Source organism: Dyadobacter sp. CY347 (assembly GCF_021502655.1).
Lineage (GTDB): Bacteria > Bacteroidota > Bacteroidia > Cytophagales > Spirosomataceae > Dyadobacter.
In genome coordinates this window covers 34,597-50,541 of the sequence record NZ_JAKFFT010000010.1, presented here as the reverse complement: position 1 = coordinate 50,541, position 15,945 = coordinate 34,597, and the positions used below count along the sequence as shown (strand labels likewise).

At 41.8% G+C, this 15,945-nt stretch carries 12 protein-coding genes; all 12 read right to left on the bottom strand.

Translation table 11 applies throughout. The features are described 5' to 3' along the window. Positions 1 to 45 precede the first annotated feature (45 nt). Positions 46 to 1,038 (bottom strand): SDR family oxidoreductase, encoded by a 993-nt coding sequence (locus L0659_RS23200; protein ID WP_235128965.1) that lies wholly within the window; start codon positions 1,036 to 1,038, stop codon positions 46 to 48. A gap of 58 nt (positions 1,039 to 1,096) precedes the next feature. Then, positions 1,097 to 2,362: a nucleotide sugar dehydrogenase gene (locus tag L0659_RS23195; protein ID WP_235128964.1), complete on the bottom strand. Its 1,266-nt coding sequence runs from the start codon at positions 2,360 to 2,362 to the stop codon at positions 1,097 to 1,099. A gap of 63 nt (positions 2,363 to 2,425) precedes the next feature. Next, positions 2,426 to 3,514: a glycosyltransferase family 4 protein gene (locus tag L0659_RS23190; protein WP_235128963.1), complete on the bottom strand. Its 1,089-nt coding sequence runs from the start codon at positions 3,512 to 3,514 to the stop codon at positions 2,426 to 2,428. Between the two features lie 67 nt (positions 3,515 to 3,581). Beyond that, positions 3,582 to 4,697, bottom strand: coding sequence for a glycosyltransferase family 4 protein (locus tag L0659_RS23185; RefSeq protein ID WP_235128962.1), 1,116 nt, complete (start codon positions 4,695 to 4,697; stop codon positions 3,582 to 3,584). A gap of 190 nt (positions 4,698 to 4,887) precedes the next feature. Continuing rightward, on the bottom strand, positions 4,888 to 6,417 hold the full coding sequence (locus tag L0659_RS23180; protein WP_235128961.1) for a DUF1501 domain-containing protein: 1,530 nt from the start codon (positions 6,415 to 6,417) through the stop codon (positions 4,888 to 4,890). Between the two features lie 9 nt (positions 6,418 to 6,426). After that, positions 6,427 to 8,052, bottom strand: a complete 1,626-nt coding sequence (locus tag L0659_RS23175; protein WP_235128960.1) for a DUF1800 family protein — start codon at positions 8,050 to 8,052, stop codon at positions 6,427 to 6,429. Positions 8,053 to 8,422: 370 nt separating this feature from the next. Continuing rightward, on the bottom strand, positions 8,423 to 10,699 hold the full coding sequence (locus L0659_RS23170; protein WP_235128959.1) for an alpha-L-fucosidase: 2,277 nt from the start codon (positions 10,697 to 10,699) through the stop codon (positions 8,423 to 8,425). A 41-nt stretch (positions 10,700 to 10,740) separates the two neighbouring features. Then, positions 10,741 to 12,012 (bottom strand): O-antigen polymerase, encoded by a 1,272-nt coding sequence (locus L0659_RS23165; RefSeq protein ID WP_235128958.1) that lies wholly within the window; start codon positions 12,010 to 12,012, stop codon positions 10,741 to 10,743. A gap of 61 nt (positions 12,013 to 12,073) precedes the next feature. Beyond that, positions 12,074 to 12,805, bottom strand: coding sequence for a glycosyltransferase family 2 protein (locus tag L0659_RS23160; RefSeq protein WP_235128957.1), 732 nt, complete (start codon positions 12,803 to 12,805; stop codon positions 12,074 to 12,076). Further along, positions 12,786 to 13,766 (bottom strand): GDP-mannose 4,6-dehydratase, encoded by a 981-nt coding sequence (locus L0659_RS23155; protein WP_235128956.1) that lies wholly within the window; start codon positions 13,764 to 13,766, stop codon positions 12,786 to 12,788. Before L0659_RS23155 ends, L0659_RS23160 begins: the two co-directional genes overlap by 20 nt. Further along, positions 13,763 to 14,866: a glycosyltransferase family 1 protein gene (locus tag L0659_RS23150; protein WP_235128955.1), complete on the bottom strand. Its 1,104-nt coding sequence runs from the start codon at positions 14,864 to 14,866 to the stop codon at positions 13,763 to 13,765. Before L0659_RS23150 ends, L0659_RS23155 begins: the two co-directional genes overlap by 4 nt. A gap of 101 nt (positions 14,867 to 14,967) precedes the next feature. Beyond that, positions 14,968 to 15,915, bottom strand: coding sequence for a glycosyltransferase (locus tag L0659_RS23145; RefSeq protein ID WP_235128954.1), 948 nt, complete (start codon positions 15,913 to 15,915; stop codon positions 14,968 to 14,970). Between the last annotated feature and the right edge of the window lie 30 nt (positions 15,916 to 15,945).

Below are 15,945 nucleotides of genomic sequence, written 5' to 3'. Positions count from 1 at the left end.
TTTAGTGCCTGAAAATTTGATTGATCGAGTAGCTTTGAATTAAAATCAGGAAGCGCTGGTCAATTCTTGAAAATAGAGAATGGTTTCTCTAAGTCCGTTCTTAAAAAGTACTTCAGGCTGATAGTTTAATTGTGATTTTGCTTTTGAAATATCCGCAAGACTGTGCTTTACATCACCTCTTCTTTCCGGCACATAGGTAGGTTCGAGTGAGCTGCCCAACTCCTCAGTTATCGCCGAGACGAGTTCTGTAAGGGAAGTTTGCTCATTGCACGCAACATTGAAAACCTCGTGCTTAGTCAGATTGTCTGCGAGCAACGCCTTGATATTGGCCTGAACAACATTGGATACGAAAGTGAAATCGCGGGAAGTCAAGCCATCGCCGTTGATCACCGGCCGCTCACCATTCAACACCTGTGTTATGAACAGCGGAATTACTGCTGCATAAGGGCCATTTACATTTTGTTTCGGGCCAAATACATTAAAATATCTAAGTCCGACGCTATGAAACTGATAGGTCCTTGAAAAAACATCAGCATATAGCTCATTCACAAATTTTGTAACGGCGTAAGGCGAGAGCGGGTTTCCGATAATCGCTTCCTGCTTTGGGAGCGAGGGACTATCCCCATATGTGGATGAGGACGCTGCATAGACCATACGCTTTACACCAGCTTCCTTAGCGGCCTGAAGAATATTCAAAAAGCCGCTAATATTCACTTCATTCGTTGTAATCGGATCGTTAATGCTCCGTGGCACCGAGCCGAGCGCAGCTTCATGCAACACATAATCGACACCTTGCATGGCTTTTGCGCAGGTTTCATAATTCCTGATGTCTCCTTCAATGAACTCAACTTTTCCTTTTTCTATAAACTCCGCAATGTTTTCCAGGTAACCCGTCGATAAGTTATCAAGCACCACAATTTTCGCGGCTTGATACTGAGCAAGATAAGCAACCAGGTTAGAACCAATAAATCCGGCTCCTCCGGTGATAAGGAATGTAGAGGAAGTGATATCCTGCTGATGATATTGATTGAAAGTCATTGAGTTATGAAGCTGAGATTTAATATAACGGCTATTTTAAAGAGCGTTGACGCATGCCTTAAAGCCTGGTGTAACCTTTATCTTTTGGATATATTCCTTTCACATCGTAAACAATCGGCGCATTTTCTCCTGAGGGAATTTCAAGATCAAGTAACTGATCATGGCCCACTGCGGCAATAATGCCCTGATATCCGCTAAGTCCGTCGAGTTTATCAATCAGTCGAATGCCGTATTCGTGCTCCACTTCATCTTTATCTGCCCAGGGGTCGTACACATGCACATTCATTTCATATGATTCGAGCTCCCTTACAATGTCAATAACCCTGCTATTCCGGATATCGGGGCAGTTTTCTTTGAATGTTATCCCTAAGACGAGCACGTCCTGCCCTTTGATCTTACGCTCGCTTTGGATTAGCAACTTCACAAACTGGGTGGCAACATAAGGGCCCATTGAGTCATTCAGTCTGCGGCCGGCCAGGATAATTTCGGGATGGTAACCTACTTCCTTTGCCTTCTGTGCCAGATAAAAGGGATCGACGCCGATGCAATGTCCTCCCACAAGCCCCGGCCTAAACGGAAGAAAATTCCATTTTGTCCCTGCCGCTTCGAGCACTTCGCTTGTGTCGATTTTGAGCAGGTTAAAAATTTTCGCCAGCTCATTAACAAATGCAATGTTAATGTCGCGTTGCGCATTCTCAATCACTTTTGCAGACTCAGCAACTTTAATACTCGACGCTTTAAATGTGCCGGCAGTAATGATAGAGGCATATAAATTATTTACTTCTTCGGCAATTTCGGGCGTCGAGCCGGATGTCACTTTCCTTATTTTGGTCAGCGTATGATGTTTGTCACCCGGATTAATCCTTTCAGGTGAATAGCCGCAGAAGAAATCCTGGTTGAACTTTAATCCGGAAATTTTTTCTAAAATGGGAACACAATAATCCTCCGTCACACCTGGGTAAACCGTCGATTCATAAATGACGATGTCACCGGTTTTCAGGTTCCTCGCAACAGTTTCCGTTGCTTTACGGACAGGCGTAAGATCTGGATTGTTGAATTGGTCGACTGGTGTCGGAACGGTGATAATGAAGATAGTCGCTTCGGAAACCTCTTTTTCATCGTACGTAAACCGAAGCTTCGAAGCGGCCATTAGACCAGCTTTGTCAACCTCCAATGTCCGGTCGAAATGTTCTTTTAACTCGTTGATCCTTTGCTGGTTAATATCCAGTCCGATGGTGCTGAAAATTTTTCCGAATTCAACTGCCAGAGGAAGACCCACATAACCGAGGCCTACCACGCAGATAATCTTATCGTTTTGGTGCATATAGTTTTTATTGTTTAATCGATTGTAATGTCATGCAATAATTGGCTGCAATGGTTGATATTACTAAGCTACGCGCTCAATATTTCGTATTAATGACTTTGAATAGGTTTCCACATTCTTCAAATTTTCGTAGCAATTTAAAGATAGCCTTTCATATAATTCCGGCTCTTTAAAAACACGTTCAATTTTGGTAATCGCCTCTGCCCACGCTTCTTTTTTCCAAATATCGACAAATATGGCAGATTCCATATCCTTTGCATAATTCGGGATTTCGCCGACGGGAGAAACAATACAAACTAATCCGTTCTGCATGGCCTCTGCCACACTCATGGCCATGCCTTCTTTTAAACTCAATTGAAGCAGAAAATTGTGCTTTCCAAACGCTTCTATTTTTTCCTTATAATTTAATTCAGATTTGAAATGGATATAATTTTCCAGCTTTTTATTCCTGATATGTTCTGTAATTGAGCTCATTACACCATTGTCGCGGCCGTAGATATCCAATGTTACCGGCCAACCGAGTGCACGAAGGTCATGAATCAGATCAATCGCCATGGGCATATTTTTGACCGGGTTCAGGCGCCCCAAAAACATAAATTTAATGTCTTCTGTATGATAGGGTGCAATATTTCTCCGGGAAGGCGAGCTATGCGTGTAAAATGAGACGATTTCAACAGGCACTTTTGGATGAAGCGTATTTCTGATGAAATCGGCTGAGGCCGTGGAGTCGGCAAGGATCTTATCTGCCACATTGAGTGCCGCCAGTGTGCAGGTTTTGTCGAAAACATGCACAAACCTTGTGCTATGGATGCAGGATAGAAACGGTATTTTGTTTCGGATGCGTTTAACAATCGTTCCAACCAGCGATGCCCTCCATAACGAACAGATCATTACGTCGGGGTTAAAGCGGAGGACAAATGCAACGAGCTTGAAAATGAAGAATGGATAAGTGAAAAGCTTGTAATCAAATGTGTAAAAGCAGGCCAGTTCCTCAGGAGTAAGGTGGGCCGTCATTGCTTTGTCGACAGTGCCAAGGACCATTACCCTAAGCTCGAATTGAGCGTGTAATTCGGGAATTGCGGATGTAAGGGCCACTTCAACGCCGCCCATTTTAATGTCGTGAAGAATGTATATGAGCTTTTTCTTTTTCAAAATAGTAGTTACTGGGGGAGCATTTTTACTTTTAATCCAAATTGAATGATGCCTGCTATCGCTGCCGTTACCGCAGCAAACGGCTGTATCCACTAACCATATTTTTTAAGCTAAAATTGTGCTCATAATGTAACCTGGCGCCTGATGCAAGGGACTTCGATAATGCGGGATCTGCGACAATTCTTTCAATTTGCGCCACGAGGTCATTCGCATTACCACATTCAAACAGAACGCCATTCTTGTCAGGAATGATAAATTCCTGAACACCTCTGACCCTTGTTCCAATAAATATCAAGCCGTAACCCATCGCTTCCAACATTGAAATGCTCATTGCTTCGCCGGTGGTGGACTGAATGTAAATGTCGAGATTCTGATAAAATGCAACCATTTCATTTTTAGGGAGCAATCCATAAAACTTAATGCTTTCTTCCTGGCCAAGTTCTTTAACCAAACTTTCGATTCTGCTTCTGTTTGGCCCGTCTCCTGCTATTTTGAAAATGTATTTAGTGTTACCCCCGCTGTTTAGCTTTGCTACGGCCCTGATGACGGTTTCGAAGTCTTTTACATCATCGAATCTTGCAGCCATACCGAGATTTATGGTTGCTTTACCAGCCAATGCCTCGCCGGGTGCAAATGGAGCAGGGATGTTTAGCCCATTGGGAACCACAACCATTTTTTTTGCAAAAATTTTGGAAAACGGACGCATTGCAGCTGAAAATCCATCTGCATAAGCTTGCGACGCAGGGACAACATATTCAAAAAATGTAAATCCAATGTAAGAGTGCAGATATTCCTTAACGCTGGTCAGATTAAGCGGATGTTGCTCAATTGTAATGATGTTAGACCTGAAATAGTTGAGTATTTTGTAAGCCAGCACGCCAAAAATCGGGGCAGAGGATGCAAGTAATACATTGTTGGGTTTGTATTTTTGCAAAAATTTGAAAACTTCAAATTCGGCAGGCAAGTCAATTTTACCACGCGTCTTTTTAGCGAAATGGTGATCGACCCCGAATGTCCTAAGTTCGTCTGTATAACCTGAATTAACGGCGTCGGTCTTGCCGTAGAAAATGAAGATAATGTCGTCTTTGGGGATATCGACACCGCCAACAAAATTTAATCCAACTTGGGTTGCTCCGCTGAGTCCACTGAACCCTACGACTGCCAATTTTTTTGACTTAACCATCAAAAGGAATGCGTAATGTGTGTAAAAAGATCTAACGAGTCGCAAAAATAGCCAATTGACCTTAAACTTGATGCGCATTAAATCAAAATTCAGCATTATTAGCACACGATCCGGCCGATAGCAAAGGAAAGGTGCAATTAGTATAAAAGTAATTGCACCTTAGGATTGACAAGAAAGTGTATGATCAGGATCAGCCCGTCGTATTTACTTTGACGTTTGGAAGAAGCTTTAATTCCCCATTGCCTTCAACGTGAATGTTCCTGACCGTGATGTTTTCGCCCAGCGACACGATATGGCCGGAATTAATTTTGACATAATCTCCCGGACCAGGCATTCTGTTTGATGACCAAAGGTTCCGGTCAGGCCAGGCACCAGATCCCAAACTTTCGATCGTATTGGAAAATAATGATGTCGTTCTGTGCGCTCCAAATAACAGGGATTCTGTAGTGCTCTTATTAGTCCCAAACCAGTCATTCAGCATATCAGAATAGATTCTTCTAAAATCGATCTGCATTTTGATGTCCTGGTTTTTGTTGGAGGGATTCATCGTTAGCGGAATCATGTCATTGACCAAGTCTGGGTTGGTTCCCACCAGTTGTCTTTTGATTCCTGTGCCGAAAATGAACATTGGAGCAGCTATTCCATGGTCAGTGCCCTTTGAGATATTAGAGTTAGCCCGGCGACCAAAATCAGAGAATGTCATACCAATTACTTTGTCTTCTATACCTTGAAGGTTCAAATCTTTTTGAAATGCTGATATGCCCTCAGATAGTTTTTTCAAAAGATTTGCATGCACTCCTTCCGTCGGTGTGCTGCCTATCTGTGTTGCATGTGTATCAAAACCACCCATCTCCACAAAATACAACTTGGATTTCAATCCGCCGTGAATCAGTCGTGCAACAATTTTTAGTTGTTCTGATAAGTCGTTGACAGAAGTAGTGGTTGGATATGTTGCTAGATTGCGCCCTGCATCCGCAGCAGCCTTGATTCGGGAAGAGTATCCAATTGATGAAATTTGTTGCTGTTTGATAAAGCTAATTAAGTCACCCGCATCACAGCACGGCATGTCATCGGAATTAACCGTTCCGAGCGCTCCCATCATCTGGTAGAACTTAGACGGATCTTCAAAAGAGATATTGGTTGTTTGCTGATTTCCTTTTAGGGTCGTAGTATCCATGTAGCCAATCTGAATGGCCAATGGGTCCGGCATTTGAGGATTCGGATAATTCATGGGATAATTGGCAAACCTGCTTTCCAGATATCTTCCAGCCCATCCTGACGAGGAGTATACATCAGAGTTTACACCCGTCATCCAGATATCAGTCGAACGCACATGTGACTGGTTTGGATTAGGATAAGAGACGGAATGTGCAATGGCGAGTTTACCTTCATTATATAAATTTTGCATGCCCGTCATCGCTGGGTGAAATCCTGTTTCCAGATTTCCATTGAGTTTTAGGACACTACTTTCAGGTATAGCTATATTACTCCGTAGACTATAATATTTAGAATATTGATCCAACGGAATGACTGTATTCAGGCCATCATTACCGCCATTTAAATAAATGATTACTAAAACCCTATCGGTTTGAGCGGCATTGGTTTTAAGTACCGACCGAACCATTGAGGAGGTTTGGCTTAATGTTTTGATGCCCATGCCACTTACAGTGAGTGGCAACATCATAGACGACGCCGAGGCGATGAATTCTCTTCTTTTCATTTTCGTTTATCAAAAAATGTGGTATTCAGCCATCCTCATCATATAACGCATTACAAGCTGGCCCCGCCACATCACAGCGTTACTGCTGTTTATGTTCGTGGGGTTCTTTCTGTAATTTGTAAGTTCGTTCGTCCAGGTCGCTCTCGGCAAGTTCTTCATCATGATCGTATCAATGAGAAAGTCTTTTTGAGATTGTGTGAGCGGAATAGCAAATAGATACTTGGAAAATTGCTCAAAAGCATACTCACAAGAGATTGAGGGCGTTCCAGCCACATCTGAGAAATTGGGTTGCAAAGCTCTGACCCAGGCCAGAAAATCAATTCCTATGAGACTTCCGGGCCGAATCGCTATATACGGATGAACGAATTTATCAATCTGTGCTCCCCGTATTCCGAGCGTATTGCCATTGATCCAGTTTTTTGAATATCCACTTTGATAGTACGGTATTGATCCGAATACGAGAGGCTGACTTAAAAAATCAAGTTGTAAGCCAGACATATTCCAGTACACAAACTCCGCAAATTTTCTAAATGCAACATAGTCAGTTGTATGATTTGGAACTTCCTGTCCAAACAGCCGAACCATACCAATGGCGAACTCAGCTGGAGATTTTATAATCGCGCCAATGTTCCGATTGTCATAGAAAATGTTACTTGTCAGCAATTTTTCCAGAACTGGCTGAATGTTGAAGTTATTTGCCGGACTTGTGAAAAAGCTTGCTAACGGGCCGATTACATTATCCTCTATGTCAGTCGTAACATTAGGATTAACATACCACCGGTAGAGTTTCCTGCAGATGAACCTGCCAGTATGCGGGTGCGCAAGCAACATATCAATCAATTCTGCCAACTCTGCGTCTCCGGCAGAAGCATCACTTCTTCCTGCAATGGTCTTATTGTTATACTTCGAAGAAAACGTCTTGTCGGATGTATCATGTCGGGCGGGCGTAAATACAGCAGTGGAGTCCCCATTTGAATTGGTGGTAACCTGCCATCCCGTGAGCACTTTTGCGGCCGCCTTCACGTCATCTTCTGTGTAATTTTGATTTCCTGCAAAATCATTTTCCCCTACGACAAAGAGCTCCTGCAGCTCTCGTGCATAATTTTCGTTCGGCCAGCCTTTTTGATTTAAGTCTCCGTTTTGGAACTTTAGCATCCCCGGATTTTTCGTCATTTCAATAATCAGGGTACGGAAGCTTTTCAAACAGCCGGTTCTCAGAAGTTTTAAAAATTGAAATGATTTTTTATAATCACCAATAACACCCTGCGGAACAACAAAATGGTTTTGCCAAAATGCAGCCAGTTTTTCCAAAACAGACGGGTTTCCGTTCTGTTCGCACATTAATCCCACCCACCAGTATCTGATAAAAGCATTAAAATTTCCCTGTCTTGGAAGATTGTACGGTTCATTCAGGAACGGCTGTCCTGCGGTAGGCTGAGTGTCGTAATAATCTACGGGAGGGGAAGGATTAACGGTAAGTGCAACATTAGACATCAATTTGGCGACAGCTTCGGTAGCTGTAAGGCCGATAAAACTATCAATTTCTTGCTTGGTAGGCCCAAAAGTTGCCCTTCTGAGGAGATGAGCGGCAGTATGTGCGGTAAGTAATGGTGTATATGTGTCAAGATTTGGCATATCTCAGATTATGGTTCGTCTAATGTTGTTGGTGAATTCAATACGCAAACACTTGTCAATAGTAAGTATCAAAGATAACGAATTTATAAATTCATAGTATTACTTTACTATAAATTTGTAGTCATTATTCTATAAGACTCGAAGCGTTTTTGGCTGCGTGTAGAATATAGACAGCAAGGCCATAGTTGATAAGCCTCGCTAAACCAATGTCGAAGTGCGGTATTAAAGTGGATTAGGGGGCTAAGACGTGTATGTGGCTTATAGCCAGCTGCAAATTCGACTCTGAAAGCTTAGAAAGATGAAGAAGATTGGTATAACAGGCAATATGTTGCTGTACATGCAACATATTGCCTTAGTTAGTAGGCAGAACTTAATAAATTTCCAGACTGGTTATTGATACATTCCCGCCAGGCTGATTTGGTCCATCTGGTTTAATTACCCAAACGTGTACATACTGAGCTTCGACCGGCTTGAAAAGAAATGTGATTTCTTTCGGATTGTTATTTTTGATTGTTTCGATCTCGTTGAAAACGTTCTCAGTGATACCGGTCGTTAGCTTCATTTCAGTAGCGTAGCCGCGCGCGGAAAAACGAACTATAACTTTGCTGATCTTTCTAACATATTCGAGATTAATGACAGTTACGTATTGAGGATCGCCCGCTGGCTGGCCTACTGTGTCAGGATCATTATCATTGACATTGAAGGGATAGAGCTTTTGCACATTAACATGTGTCCTTAACTCTTTAAATGGAGGTAAATGGTGTTGAAAACGGACAGGTTTGCCCAGCGCTATATCGCCGGTTGGTTTGGGTAACACATTATATGCCAAATTAATAATCTGACCTTTTCCATCCTGAGTAACTGGTGATACATCTCCATTTTGATTCAAAATTTTGTTCTCTAAGATTCGAATGTTCTTGGTTCTAAACGGAGATTTAAAATCATTTGAGGCATAGTTGTCCACATCGTTCTCATGGATGCATATGTAGTACACCATACCTGCATCCAAAACAATTGGGTCAATATCAACATACTGGTAACCATCAGCATTCACTTTTGCACCCGCTTTCCAATCAGCAGCCAAAATTGGATAGTTGTTCCAGAATTTCCTTATGATTATCTGTTTGCTCGACGTTTTGCCAGTGTGCTTGCGCCCAATCCTATGTAATTCGATCGGGAACTCATCCACGACAAAAACCATCCCCCGGTAGTAGGAGTTAGGTTCTTTCGTAAGGATATCCGTTTTAATGACCGTAGTTATTGACTTAACTAACTTTAAAGGTGCGGATTCTGCACTTTTTCGAAGTGACTGTCCACTTTCTCGCAGAGCCGATTTGGTTCGAAGCAGCGGTTTATTCGTTTTAACGAACTCACTGATCTTCTCCAGGGTGTCTTTATATACCGTGGCAATCATTGTTCCATCCGGCAGTGTTGGCCAGTTAAGTAGATAGGTTGCACCCGCATTCCAGTTTTGCTTGATATTTTTAATGATCATACTGGCAGGCTTGTGGTGAGCGCTCGGCGCATCTTCCTTTTTTACATAAACCCAGGAATCATCAAGGATATTAACTGCTTCAACGGAGATTTTTTTCTTAACTAATGTCGGAACTGCCTCTACCAATGTACTTTCCTGCAAGCTCCCACCTCTACCTTCAAAAATCGTAAAATCGATAAAGGGATATTGCCAGAGATTTCCCAGTGCAGCGGTTCCCGGGTTAACGCCAACAATCTGCCATGGATTGTTATGCCGAATAATGGGCTTCACAGTATTCCATCTTAAAAAGTCAGGCTCGATCGCTCCTTTTGGATATAGTTTCGGGTCGGTTGCGGCTACGTCAAACCAGTAACCATCAATGTCCATCAAAGATAACTCGGTAAGTAATCCCGTATTTCGGCCTCCCCATTTTGAAGGCTGCGGAGGATCAGCGTTTGTCCCGCTTTTGCCCGAAATCTTCTTTCCATTTTTATCCCGGGGATCCATGGCAATACTGTCAGCGGCAAAATAAACAACCAGCTTTATTCCTTGCGCATGACATGCGTTCGCCAATTCCATCACAAAATTGCGCTTAGTCTTAAACTCTTTCAATGTGGGAGTAGTACTTGGCCACATCCTTACTGAGTCTCCCGCGAAGGCGTTGAAATTGAGTATTTTAAATCCCAGATCTTTTAATTGCTTTGCCCATTGGACTGCGTCGAAGTTCACGACTCTTTTTTCGAAAGCTGCGATACCGGCCGTACTCATTTCCAAAGCAGGAAACTGACCAACCCCAAGATTTAAGAATGCTCCGATTTTCGCATCTGCATGCCATTTGGCACGGAATGGGTGCGCAGTAACGGATAATTTTTTTGTGGCTTTTTCTTTACCAGCGCTAACCTGAACCGTAAAATTAAAATCCCCCTCTCTTGTAGCGGTTCCGGACAGTTTTCCATCTTTGGATAAGGATAATCCGGTCGGGAGGGCTCCGTCAATGACCTGCCATCTATATGAAGATCCACCTTCTGCGGCAAATTGAAAATATGCAAATCTTTCAGTCAAGCTCCAAGACTCATAGGGCATGTTATCAACAAAAACAGGAAAAATTGAATTTGTTCGATCCAGCAGATAAGCTTTTGCCTGGCTAGAAGTCGTAGTGATCTTTATTGGCATAAGTACTTGATGTTAAGGTCGCGCAGCATTAATGTCAGTGGTTAATCCATCTGGTAACGCGCCGGACTTTTTGCATAAACAATGGCTTTCATTACTGAATGAATGATCTTTGCAACAACAAATGACAGACAGAAAAACAGGTTTGTCCAGAAAATTGAGTTTGCAAATAAGTTTAGATCATCAATCATATAAGGCATATAATAAGCAAGTATCAGAAAGAAAAAGTAAATGAAATACGAGCTTTTCAATGCATTGACGGACTTAAAACTGTTTCGAACATAACCAATGATAAGACCGATTATAAAGGAATACAATATGCTTCCATAAAAGCCAAAGAAGTATAGACCCAAATAATTATGCCTGGCATTCGGGCCGCCACCCATAGTTGCCTTGGTATAATATTCAAAAATATAAGCTCCTAGCGGCCTGGGTGCCTGGATAGTAAATCCAAGATTTTTCAGAACGCTGCCCCAACCTGGATAGAAAGCATAGCGGAAAAACGATGTTTCCTTGATATAGTTCATCACATCGTCATAGTAGCCTAGTAAAAAGATATCCCCACTGGCTAGTAGCCGCACGTAAACCTGTTGCAATGCCGTCACTGCATTTGTTCGGACAGATATCATTAGCACTAGTATTGGGAAACTGCCAAGTACAAGCGCTAGCATCGGAGAGATTTTTATTTTCTTTATTTGATTGGAATGAATCAGCGGATAAGAAACCATGAAGTAAATGAAGACAAATGACAAAATTGCTGCCTTCGCACCGCTGGTGAGCACCCCTATCAATAGGAATACGGAGCAGAATATGTCCATAAGACTCCAGTTCCTGTTCAGCACAACTTTTTTGTAAAAAAGAACCATGATTAGTAGAAACCGAAATGAAGATACGAATGCTCTCAGGATACCGTGTTCACTAAATGCGCTTGCATGGTTTTCTGCGCGGTTGAGCAACACAAAGCCGATTGTCGCCATAGAAAGCATCTCAACGATAACATACCCTACACTAACTACAAATAAGAAAGTATCGAATTCCGAGATGCCATCCACCCGCTGTCTGACATCACCGACTTTTGCTGATTCCAGCTTAACTATGGGAATCTGCCGTGCAATGATAAGTCCTGTGACTAGCGCTAAATCGGTAAAGATAAAAGACCAACCGAACTCTGGCTTTAAAGACTGTCTGTACCATAAAAGCCAAACACAAAATGCTCCACCGACCTCATTTATAACACTGAAGAACATCCTGTCAAAAATCCCCCAATAGGATTTATAAAATAGAATCAGGTACAGCGCCATGAATAGTGCATACATGAACATGTAAAAGTACAAGTCATCGAAAACCAGTTCTGAAAGTTGGCGTGCCTTCAATTCTTTATATATTTTTTAAACTTGAAATCATTCTCCTTGTCCAGACATAAGCTCCTGCTGTTACCCCAAATTTCCTGAAGATAAATGAGACAATGTCCTTATTATATTGATGGTCTATGCTGGTCGAGCTTCTGCCCAAATCATTATAGATAGAAACAAGCACGGGTATGTATTCATAAGTGTTTTTATCAGCAGCGTAGATTTCAAGGTTGTGAATATGGTCTGCAAAATATTTGTACTTTAAGTCGTACCTGTTACTTCTGTAAACGGTTTGCGGATAAAAAATTGCCTGATGTGAGATATTACAAAGGAAAAATTTACGAGCATTCACTTCGCCCTGGTATACTCGGTTGCTATTTTTAAGAAAAGTATCTCCATAATAAATCTTTGCAGGATTCTGAAATCTTGAAACAGCCTCCTGGATCACATCTGTGGTTGCAAGGATATCGTCAGCCCCCAGAAAGTACACCCAATCGCCCGTTGCGTGGGTTAGCCCCTTGTTCATAGCGTCATATATTCCTGAATCCTGCTCGCTGATAACCTTAGCTAATTTGTCCCGGTATTTGTCTAGGATTAAATGTGTGCCATCTGTCGACGCACCATCCACAATGATATATTGGATGTTTAAGTACGACTGATCCAGCACACTTTTGATTGTATTCTCGAGTGTTTGAACAGCATTATAAACAACCGTAATGATAGTAATCAATGGTGAATTATCTCGTTGTTCCTGCATTTCCTTCCGGATTGTTTTCAATTTCTTCTTCAATCAGTATATCAAGAACTTGAAAAAAATTCAAATCATAATCCCACCCCAGATCATTTATCGCATCATCCTTATCTCCGTAAATATTTTCGATGTCCGTTGGCCTAAGCAGTTCATCACCAGTTATGACTCTGTTCATGGCCAACCCTAACTTATCAAAGATATAGCTTACTATGTCTTTCAGCAGAATACTGGTTCCCGAACAAATAATAAAATCCTTTGCCTTGGGTCTCTGCAACATTAACCACATGGCCTCTACATACTTTGGCGAATACCCGAAGTCCCTTTTTACATTTAAATTTCCTAGCTTAAGCATTAAATCTGGCTGCCTGGTCATCTTGATGGCCTCACCGATCACTTTCTTAACAAAAAAGTTAGGAGATCTCAGATAAGACTCGTGATTGAACAAGATGCCTGTACAGCAATGGAGGCCAAAGGCTTCGCGATAGTTTATTACTGTCCAAAATCCCGACGCCTTGCTAATGGCGTAGGGACTGAGTGGGTGCATAGGCGAATCCACCTTGATGGGCAAATTCACCACTTTTCCATACATTTCGCTACTGGATGCCTGATAAAACTTTATAGCCGGATTATGCTGACGAATAACTTCCAGAAAATTCAGAACGGATGTAAAATTGAATTTGATGGTCTCAGTCGGGTATTCAAAGGAGAGCCCAACTGAGCTTTGAGCAGCCAGGTTATAGATTTCGTCCGGCTTGTATTTATTTAGTAATCTCAGGATTGACGCCTGTTCCCAAAGGTCACATAATTCCAGGGTGATGTCCTTCTCAATTCCTAAATATTCTAAGCCAACAAATCTTTGGTTCAGATTTCTCACTATCCCAATCACTTTATAGCCCTTGGACAATAGCAACTTTGCGAGATATGCGCCATCCTGGCCCGATATGCCTGTTATTACTGCTATCCTCATAATGCACCTTTGTAAATGTTCAATGTCTCAATAGCCATTCTATCCCAAGAAAACCTTTTCACCTGGTCTAGTCCTCTGGCAGTGTATGCTTGTCTCATCTGATCGTCATAGAAGAAGCGCTCTGTTTTATCAAGCATATCAGCCTTATCTTCCGGATTTACATATAAAGCAGCATCCGCGCCAACTTCCGGAAGCGAGCTTCTGTCACTCAATATTGCCGGGCAACCGCAACTGAATGCCTCTAATGCAGGAATTCCAAAGCCTTCATACAAACTCGGAAAGACAAAGCAAATGGCATTGTGGTATAATTTCGCCAAAATGCTATCATTGATCGGCATTTGAATAATCTGCCGGGATAGGTGTAGTGAATTGATAAATTCAATTTCGCTTTGACTTAATTCACCCCCGCCTGCACAAACTAACCTGAGAGTAGGCTCTTTAACTAACAGGGGCCTAATAGATTCTGCGTAATTTCTGAAATTTTTATAGTCGCTACGGTTGCCAACGTAGAGAATGTAAGGTCCTAGTTCGTCGCTTTTTAAAAGGTTGGTTGAAGGCATTGAACTCGCCAGATATGTTACATCAATCTTGGCCGGATCCACTCCGTAGAATTCAATTATATCGTTTTTGGTGCTCTCGGAGATGGCAATCACCCTTGAAGCTTCTTTGATTAACGCTTTTCTGTCTGCGATGACCTTATCAAGATCTTTCAGGCTACCTGGAAATTTTTCACCAAATTTTTCATGAATTAAATCATAGAATGTCACTACAAAGGGTAGGGACGTTGGTTTCTTTCCAAGAAAGTATGTATCATAATAGGTTGGATGTAGTAAATCGAAATTTCCTCGTCTCATGATCTTCTCTGAAACCTTCCGATTTAAGTATTTCTTCAAAGCACCCTTCCCCTTAAAATTTACGGACGGCATTTCTCGTGCCGTAAACATGGTTTTGTCTTGGACAAACTCGTTGTCTGATAGAAAAATGGAGTTTGTACATTCCTCACCCAAGCTGGTAAGCCCTTTGGCTAATTCATAAAAATAACGTGAGATCCCACCATATTTCTGATTACTATAAATTTGATGATCAAATAAGATTCTCATATTATTATCTAATTTTTGCAATGTTTAAAGTCCAGAGTAATGACTCGGCGTGTAATGTATAACGGATATGAAACTGGCAAAAAAGACTTATGCAACTATTGTTAGTCTCGATCAAGCATAGCGTGAATCTCCCTGCGAATCTTCCTTATGATTCTGCCTACTAAACTAATCTTAGCTGGATAAAGCTTTTTATATAAATTTTGCAGGCTCAAAAAATGCTGTTCATTCACACTTATTTTATCCGGAAGTGAGCTCACATAATAATCTGCGTCAAATTCAATCTTGAAGGGGTTTCGTCCTTTCGTATGAGTAGCACCCTTGCCATAGCCGTTATTTAATACTAAGCTTTTGTCTGGAACCAATGATAGGCCATTATGTTTAAAGACAGCCCAATACCATCTGATTGCCCACGAATCGATATTTTTCGTCTCCATTTGATCAATAATCATCTTGGAGTATAAGAAAGTACCATTCAGGTCAAACTTTTTGCGAAGGTCATCATCCGTTTTTAGCTTTTCATAGCCGATGCATTCAGGATCAAAGCGGTCCCACGCTCTTTTCCACGTGCCCCATCCCCAGGAAGATGTTATAGGTAAAAAAAAGGCACTATGATCAGGATTCACCCGGATAGGGAATTGAAATCCAGAAATGTGCATTACCCGATTTTCGAGCTGATATCTTTCCAGGGATGCATTCATATATTCAAGAAACCCACGGGCTGTTACGAGGTCATCTTCCAGGACAATGACTTTGCCATACTGATTGACTTTTTCAGTAACACCCTCAATAATTGAGGTGGCAAGGCCTTTATTCTTCTCAGAATTATAAATAACAACTTCCTTACACCATTTTTTCTCAGTGATAAGTTGCCTTACTTCGTCTATTCGACTTACATTACCCAAATCCTCCACATCAGCCGGGCCATCCGAAAATATATATAGAGTCGATTGGTCGGCCAAAGTATTTTTCGCCAAAGATTCTAACGTCTTTCTGGTTTGTTGGGGCCGGTTGTAAACAAACAGCAGTATAGGTGAAAGATCTTTTTGCATTGATTTCGTTAGGAACCGGAATTAACTATT